Genomic DNA, 6,439 nt, shown 5'->3' with positions numbered 1-6,439 from the left:
AGGCCGGCCACGACGTCGGCGGTGGCAAGTTCCTCAAGGGGGACGCGTTCGCCCATCACGGCCGGGCCTTCACGGTTTTCGCGCTTCATCCGGCCAAAGTACGCGTGGGCGTCGGGCTGGCCGTCGAGGAGCTCGGCGACGAAGCCTTCCTCGTCGTTGGCTGCCAGGTACGGGCCCCACCAGGCATAGAGCCGCTCGTAGCCGACTGTGGAGGACGGGATCGCACCGAGGGCCTTGCCACAGGCACTGCCCGCGCCATGGCCCGGGTGGACCTGGACATGGTCCGGAAGTGTCAGGAACTTATCGCGCAGGCTGGCGAAGAGCTGCTTGGCGCCGCCGAAGCGCGTGTCCACCCCGCCGGCAGCCTCGTCGAGCAGGTCAGGCCGGCCCAGGTCCCCGGAGAAGACGAAGTCGCCCGAGAGCAGGTAGCCGGGGGCGTCAGCGAAAGCGCCGTCGGTGATCAGGAAGGACAGGTGCTCCGGTGTGTGACCTGGGGTGTGCAGGGCCTTGACCGTGATGTTGCCCAGGTTGATCACATCGTTGTCGTTGAGGCGCTCGGCCTCGAAGCGGTACTGCCAGTCGGTTCCACCCTCGCCGGAGACATAGGCGGTGGCGCCGGTCGCGGCGGCCAGTTCACGGGTGCCGGAGAGGAAGTCCGCGTGGATGTGGGTTTCGGTGACGGCCACGATCTTCATCCCGTTCGCTGCGGCGAGGTTGCGGTAGACGTCGATGTCGCGGCGGGGGTCAACGACGAGTGCTTCGCCCTTGGCCTGGCAGCCGATGAAATAGCTGGCCTGGGCGAGGTCTTCGTCGTAGATGCGCTCGATAAGCATGGGGCTCTCCTTCGTTGGGCGGTGGGGGAGTTTCCGTTAGGGATTCTCCGTTCTTCTAACTACAACGGTAATACCCCTGGGGGTATCTTGCAAATGGTCCGTGCGCGGCTGGATGTCGGAGACCCGCTGCTAGCCGTTATACCCTCCGGGGTATAGAATTAGCAAAGTACCCACCACCTCTGGAGTCCGCCATGGAACTTGATTCGACAGAACTCACCCCGATCATCAACCGGCTTAAGCGTGCCCAGGGACAGCTCGCCGGCGTCACGCGCATGCTGGAGGAGGGCCGGGACTGCAAGGACATCGTCACCCAGCTCGCCGCTGTCTCGAAGGCTTTGGACCGGGCAGGTTTCGCGATCATCGCCAGCGGCCTCGAGCAGTGCCTAGTCCGCGGGGACTCGAGCATGGACACCAAGGACCTGGAAAAACTCTTTCTGTCCCTCGCCTGAGGCACGCCGCCACCACCTTTGCAGGAGAAGCCATGAGTTATACGCATACTGTCACCGTCCCGCTGGCCTGGGAGGAGGCCATGCAGCGAACCCGTGAGGCCCTCGCCGGACAGGGGTTCGGCATCCTCTCGGAGATCGACGTCCGCGCCACGTTTGCGTCCAAACTCGGCGCCGGCGCCGCCGAGGACCTCGGCGACTACATGATCCTCGGCGCCTGCAACCCCGCCCTGGCCAGCCGGGCACTCTCCGCTGAACCGGACATGGGTGCGCTGCTGCCCTGTAACGTCGTCGTCCGCCGGGGCAAGGGTGCGGCCGAGACGACCGTGCAGGCCATCGATCCGCAGACCATGGTGAAGCTCAGCGACAGCCCGGCCGTCCGCGAGGTCGCCAACGACGCCGACATCCGGCTCCGGGCAGCCCTGCACACACTCAGCGGCGCAGAAATTGCCGGGAACTGAAGCGTCCGACTCCCCGACGGGCTCCAGAAGCCCTGCCGCCCTGCGGGCAAGGCCGGAACGGCCAAGCGGTTGATAGGGACCGGTGAGAGATGATGGCAGCGGACCCGGGTTGTCGTAGATGAGTCCCAGGGGCCAATACCACGCATGTCCAGTTCACCCCGGCGGCGTCTAAGGGCGTCTAGCACAGTAGATGTACCCGAGAAACGGAGAAGGATCATGGAATTTGTAGCCTTTATGCGCGGCACGTCCGGCAGGGCTTTGCGGATAGCAGTTGGTCTGGTGCTGGCTGCGGTAGGAATTTTGGGCGCCGGCGGCCTATGGGGCATTCTGCTGGCTGTCCTCGGCGGAGTCATGATCGCGGCTGGAGCGTTCAACTTTTGCCTGCTGGCCCCGCTGTTCCACGCCGATCTGTGGGGCAGGCCGAAGCCAACCGGCCACTAGCGCCGCTGGAAGCGGGCGCCGGCGCACGAAGGAAGGGGACCCTTTTTGCGCTCCTTGGCGAACGCGCCGAAGCCGGCACTAAAGACCGGCGGTGCCACCTGGCCAGCAGGGCTCGCGACATCCGATGTGGTGCAGGAAGCTGCGGCGGGGGTCGCCAAAATACCCCTGGGGGTATATTGTGGTAGGTATCACAAGGTTCGGACCACACTGAGGCGGCGTGGGCCCGGCAGCGGAGGCGAAGACGCACCCACTGCCGGCTACGCAGGTTTCGCGGCCCGGTCACAACCCGATATGTCCGGCGTCGGTGCTGAAGCGACGCTCGATTCCCAGAGAGGCGCCTTACCAATGTCTATGCACCACGAGATTCTGATCATCGGCGGAGGCAACGCGGGGCTGAGTGTTGCCGCCCGACTCCGCAATGCAGGGCGGACCGACATCGGTCTGATCGAGCCGAGCGAGCAGCACTATTACCAGCCGCTGTGGACCCTGGTCGGCGGAGGCGTCGCCAGCCAGGAGGAAACGGTCCGTCCGCAGGCATCCGTCATGCCCCAGGGTGTTGCCTGGATCAAGGACGCTGCGACGGACATTGACCCTGAGCGCCGAAGTGTCGCACTTTCCTCCGGCGGTTCCGTCACATACGACTATCTGGTGGTCTGTCCCGGAATCCAGTTGGACTGGGACAAGATTCCCGGCATGGCCGAAGCCATGGAATCCCCAGCGGCGTCCAGCAATTACCGATACGACCTGGCGCCCAAGACCTGGGACATGATCCGCAACCTGAAGTCCGGGACGGCTGTATTCACCCAGCCCTCGGGTCCAATCAAGTGTGCCGGCGCACCGCAGAAAATCGCCTATCTGGCAGCCGACTACTGGCGTAAGCAGGGGGTGCTGGAGGACATCCGGGTGGTCATGGTTCTGCCGACGCCGGGCATGTTCGGGGTGAAGGTTTTCGCCGATGAGCTGGAGCGGGTGGTTGACAAATACGGCATCGAAGTCCGCTTCAACAGCGAGATGACCGCGGTGGACTCAGCCGCTGGCACGGCAGTGATTACGGACAACGCGGCAGATTCCAAGGAGTCCCTGCACTACGACCTGCTCCATGTCGTGCCGCCGCAGTCGGCCCCGGACTGGCTCAAGCTCACGCCGCTGGCAGATCCGGCCAACCCCGCCGGCTACGTGGACGTTGACAAACACACCATGCGGCACAAGCGCTACCCGGAAATTTTTGCCCTGGGCGACGCCGGGTCCACGCCGAATTCGAAGACCGGAGCCGCGATCCGCAAACAGGCCCCGGTGCTGGTGAAGAACCTGCTGGCAGCCATGAACGGATCACCGACGGCGGCCCAGTACAGCGGGTACGCTTCATGTCCGCTGACCACGGCGCGGGGAAAGATGCTGTTGGCTGAGTTCGACTACACCCTCCAGCCCGCCCCCAGCATCCCCTTCATCGACACCACCAAGGAACGCAGCGACATGTGGCTGCTCAAGCGCTACGGACTGCCGTTTATGTACTGGAACCTGATCCTCAAGGGTCGCGCCTGAGACTCGTGAAGCATCGGCCCTGAAGACAGCGCTCGTGGCGCGGGACAGTTCACCGTCCCGGGTCACGCGACTCGGTACGGGGATCGAGGACCCCGCGGAGCCGTTTGTACCGGCCGCGCCGGCCGGATCGCAGAAAGTCATCTCATCCGGGTGACTTTGTTCCCTGTTGTGTGCCGGCATGAGGGGATTAACTGGCGCTGTGCCCGGGGTCTGGAAGCGGGGGAACCATCCGGGACGCTCCGGCTTTCACAGCACATCTCCGGGTCGTTAAGAAATTCCACAGGAGGAAAAGAATGAGTGAGCAATCAGCGCACGGTGCGGGCCCCAACGAATCAGCGGCCCACGGTGGGACTGCCGAATGTCCCTACTGCAAGGAGACGATCAAAGCCGGGGCCATCATCTGCAAACACTGCGGTTCCTTTCTCGGCTCGGAGTCACCGGAACATCAGGGACTTTGCCCGTTCTGCAAAGAGAGCATTAAACCAGGAGCGACTGTCTGCAAGCACTGCAGATCGCGGCTGGACCCGGGCGGCATGATGGGTCGGGGATGGGGGCCCGGCGGCGGATACGCCGGATGGCGCGGCCGTGGGCCAGGCTGGATGGGAGGGCATCACCAATGTGAACACCACCGGCATTGGTGAGCGCGCCGGCAGAGGTTACGTGGCCCAGGAGCACGTTGCCGGGGTCAAAACCAAGCGCGTGGCCTTCCTTGGGCTGGACTCCAGCCGGGAGGCCGGGGAGGACATCACCCGAGAGGAGCAACTGGCCTGCGCCCGGCCCGGCAGCCACTACGGCCCCCTGGAGTCCGGGACCATGCAACACCGCACCACGAAGGAGACACGCACATGATGTACGGATGGGACGGCAGTTGGGGAACCGGGGCATGGATCCTGATGGCGCTGGTGATGCTGCTCTTCTGGGGCGGTGTCGTCACCGTGGTGATCCTGTTGCTCCGCCGCGGCCAGGGTCCGGCAGCACCGGGCCCCTACGGTCCTTACGCACCCCACGACGAGGCCGAACGGATCCTCAACGAACGGTTCGCCCGAGGGGAAATCGACGAAAGTGAGCTCACCGCGCGCCGGGCAGCACTCAGGCGGAAGCAATGAGCTCCCGTTCCCGGGTCGAGCTGCTGGTCGGCATCCTCGCCGCCCTGACCTTGACGGCACTCTCTCTGGCCGCAGTCGCGTTTCTGGGACCGCAACGGGACGGCGGTGGCGCCCGAACTTACCGCGCGGGTTGCGCGGCACCGGCCCTGGCCGGAACGGTCGTCAACGTCGCTGCAACGGACATGGGCGGGCCCATGATGGGCGGGCCCGAACGACAGGGAGCCATGCGCCTTACGGCCGATAAGCCCACCGTCCCGCACGGAACAGTGGGCTTTGTCCTCGCCAATGCAGGGCGCTACGCCCATGAGCTGGTGATCCTGCCGCTTCCCGGAAACCAGATCGCCGGAACCCGGCCCGTCGGGGGGGACGGAAAAATCGACGAGGCCGGTAGCCTGGGCGAGGCCTCGTCCACTTGCGCCGAAGGCGCAGGCCAGGGGATCCTGCCCCGGAGTGCCGGCTGGGTCAGTGTGGACCTTCCGCCGGGACGCTACGAACTGGTCTGCAACTTCCCCGGCCACTACGCCGCAGGCATGTACACGCAGCTCACCGTCACCTGATACCCCCGGAGGATGACCGGAGGGCTCAGAAGACGAGCACTTTGCCTTGGTTCCGACGCCCCATAGGTCCCTGGTGGGCCGGCTGCCCACGACGTCGAGCCAGTTCCCGGCCGTGAGACGGAAGACGCCGGCCGGTTTGCCGAAACCTGTGGCGCGGGGCTGCGCGCGCAGGGTAGTTATCACTTTTTCAGACGCCGCGAGGTAAGCCTCGTGCTCGACGGGCAGGATCACAGCGTCGGGCACTTTCCGGGCCGCAATGCGTAAGGGCATTCCGGAACCCACACCGAACGCCCTGGCCTCGTAGGATGCGGTCGACACCACAGCCCGTTCCATGGGGCCGCCCGGCCGCCGACAATGATCGGCTTGCCCGCAAGCGGAGGCGGCGAGCGGTGTCCGGCGACGGCGTAGCATTTGCTTGCGCTGAGCGGCCGCCCGATGTCGGTGCCGTCGCTCTCATTCCCCGATTGGAGCATGACTCCGGAGAGTGCGCGGAAACGGGGTTGTGAGAGGCACGGCCGGTCATGCAGCTCTCGACGATTGCGGCCATGAAAGGGAGGGACGGAGGTGACATGATTATGAAAAGCCTGGCGACCGACAGCCCTGCGGTGTCTGCCCAAGAGCCCACATTAGGCGAGGGCATGACCAGGTTGCTGCCGCTCGTGGAGTCCTACGGCTTGTTCAACTTTTTCAAGACAGAGAAATGCCGCACCCTGTCAATGCGGGGTGCGGCAGTTTGGGAGGCCTTGGTGGGGAGAAGTGGGGGTGTGGACAGTGTCCACATTCTCGCCTCTGATCTGATGTTCCGGGTGCGTGGGGTCCCGGATGGACCTATTCGGTTGTGTGGGGGAGCGGCTGACTACTGCGGTCCGGGTACCGCCCTGCGGGGTCCCTTATGTTTCATCCTCGTTCGTCCTTCCGTTGGGTTTTCGCGTTCACCACTTCATGGCGGTTAGGTCCGCGTACAACATGATTTGCTGATTATTCTTTAGATGGATCTGGGTTTGCGGCCGGTCCGGAATTTTCGCTCTGATACGTGTTCATGCAGGACTGCGG

General features: G+C 64.7%; 9 protein-coding genes and 1 pseudogene. 8 read left to right on the top strand and 2 right to left on the bottom strand.

The annotated features are described in order from the left end of the window. The coding region (locus BJQ90_RS20870; protein ID WP_226762121.1) for an MBL fold metallo-hydrolase at window positions 1-833 on the bottom strand (833 nt) is incomplete at its 3' end. 191 nt (window positions 834-1,024) lie between these two features. Between BJQ90_RS20870 and BJQ90_RS20865 the strand changes: the two genes are divergently transcribed. The 8 genes from BJQ90_RS20865 to BJQ90_RS20830 all read left to right on the top strand — a co-directional run bounded on the left by BJQ90_RS20865 (window position 1,025) and on the right by BJQ90_RS20830 (window position 5,386). Then, on the top strand, window positions 1,025-1,282 hold the full coding sequence (locus tag BJQ90_RS20865; RefSeq protein WP_226762095.1) for a metal-sensitive transcriptional regulator: 258 nt from the start codon (window positions 1,025-1,027) through the stop codon (window positions 1,280-1,282). Between the two features lie 32 nt (window positions 1,283-1,314). Further along, window positions 1,315-1,740: a DUF302 domain-containing protein gene (locus BJQ90_RS20860; RefSeq protein WP_226762094.1), complete on the top strand. Its 426-nt coding sequence runs from the start codon at window positions 1,315-1,317 to the stop codon at window positions 1,738-1,740. Between the two features lie 216 nt (window positions 1,741-1,956). Further along, the gene (locus BJQ90_RS20855) at window positions 1,957-2,181 is read left to right on the top strand and encodes a DUF2892 domain-containing protein (protein ID WP_226762093.1); all 225 of its coding nucleotides are present in this window, start codon (window positions 1,957-1,959) and stop codon (window positions 2,179-2,181) included. Window positions 2,182-2,526: 345 nt separating this feature from the next. Next, window positions 2,527-3,723 (top strand): FAD/NAD(P)-binding oxidoreductase, encoded by a 1,197-nt coding sequence (locus BJQ90_RS20850; protein WP_226762092.1) that lies wholly within the window; start codon window positions 2,527-2,529, stop codon window positions 3,721-3,723. Window positions 3,724-4,016: 293 nt separating this feature from the next. Then, window positions 4,017-4,364, top strand: coding sequence for a zinc ribbon domain-containing protein (locus BJQ90_RS22990; protein ID WP_226762091.1), 348 nt, complete (start codon window positions 4,017-4,019; stop codon window positions 4,362-4,364). Next, the gene (locus BJQ90_RS20840) at window positions 4,309-4,572 is read left to right on the top strand and encodes a hypothetical protein (RefSeq protein ID WP_226762126.1); all 264 of its coding nucleotides are present in this window, start codon (window positions 4,309-4,311) and stop codon (window positions 4,570-4,572) included. The genes BJQ90_RS22990 and BJQ90_RS20840 overlap by 56 nt, the downstream gene beginning before the upstream one ends. Next, window positions 4,569-4,829, top strand: a complete 261-nt coding sequence (locus BJQ90_RS20835; protein WP_226762090.1) for an SHOCT domain-containing protein — start codon at window positions 4,569-4,571, stop codon at window positions 4,827-4,829. The genes BJQ90_RS20840 and BJQ90_RS20835 overlap by 4 nt, the downstream gene beginning before the upstream one ends. Next, window positions 4,826-5,386, top strand: a complete 561-nt coding sequence (locus tag BJQ90_RS20830) for a sulfocyanin-like copper-binding protein (protein WP_226762089.1) — start codon at window positions 4,826-4,828, stop codon at window positions 5,384-5,386. The genes BJQ90_RS20835 and BJQ90_RS20830 overlap by 4 nt, the downstream gene beginning before the upstream one ends. A gap of 45 nt (window positions 5,387-5,431) precedes the next feature. Here BJQ90_RS20830 and BJQ90_RS20825 read toward each other — a convergent pair. Next, window positions 5,432-5,823: pseudogene (locus BJQ90_RS20825) on the bottom strand (hypothetical protein); the annotation flags it as partial. Window positions 5,824-6,439 lie beyond the last annotated feature (616 nt).

This window comes from Arthrobacter sp. SO3, assembly GCF_020532825.1.
In the GTDB taxonomy this organism is placed as follows: domain Bacteria; phylum Actinomycetota; class Actinomycetes; order Actinomycetales; family Micrococcaceae; genus Arthrobacter.
This window is presented reverse-complemented; position numbering and strand designations above follow the sequence as displayed.

Coding starts and splice junctions, on each gene's coding strand:
- BJQ90_RS20865 (WP_226762095.1), top strand. CDS start 1,025: ATGGAACTTGATTCGACAGAACTCACCCCGATCATCAACCGGCTTAAG.
- BJQ90_RS20860 (WP_226762094.1), top strand. CDS start 1,315: ATGAGTTATACGCATACTGTCACCGTCCCGCTGGCCTGGGAGGAGGCC.
- BJQ90_RS20855 (WP_226762093.1), top strand. CDS start 1,957: ATGGAATTTGTAGCCTTTATGCGCGGCACGTCCGGCAGGGCTTTGCGG.
- BJQ90_RS20850 (WP_226762092.1), top strand. CDS start 2,527: ATGTCTATGCACCACGAGATTCTGATCATCGGCGGAGGCAACGCGGGG.
- BJQ90_RS22990 (WP_226762091.1), top strand. CDS start 4,017: ATGAGTGAGCAATCAGCGCACGGTGCGGGCCCCAACGAATCAGCGGCC.
- BJQ90_RS20835 (WP_226762090.1), top strand. CDS start 4,569: ATGATGTACGGATGGGACGGCAGTTGGGGAACCGGGGCATGGATCCTG.
- BJQ90_RS20830 (WP_226762089.1), top strand. CDS start 4,826: ATGAGCTCCCGTTCCCGGGTCGAGCTGCTGGTCGGCATCCTCGCCGCC.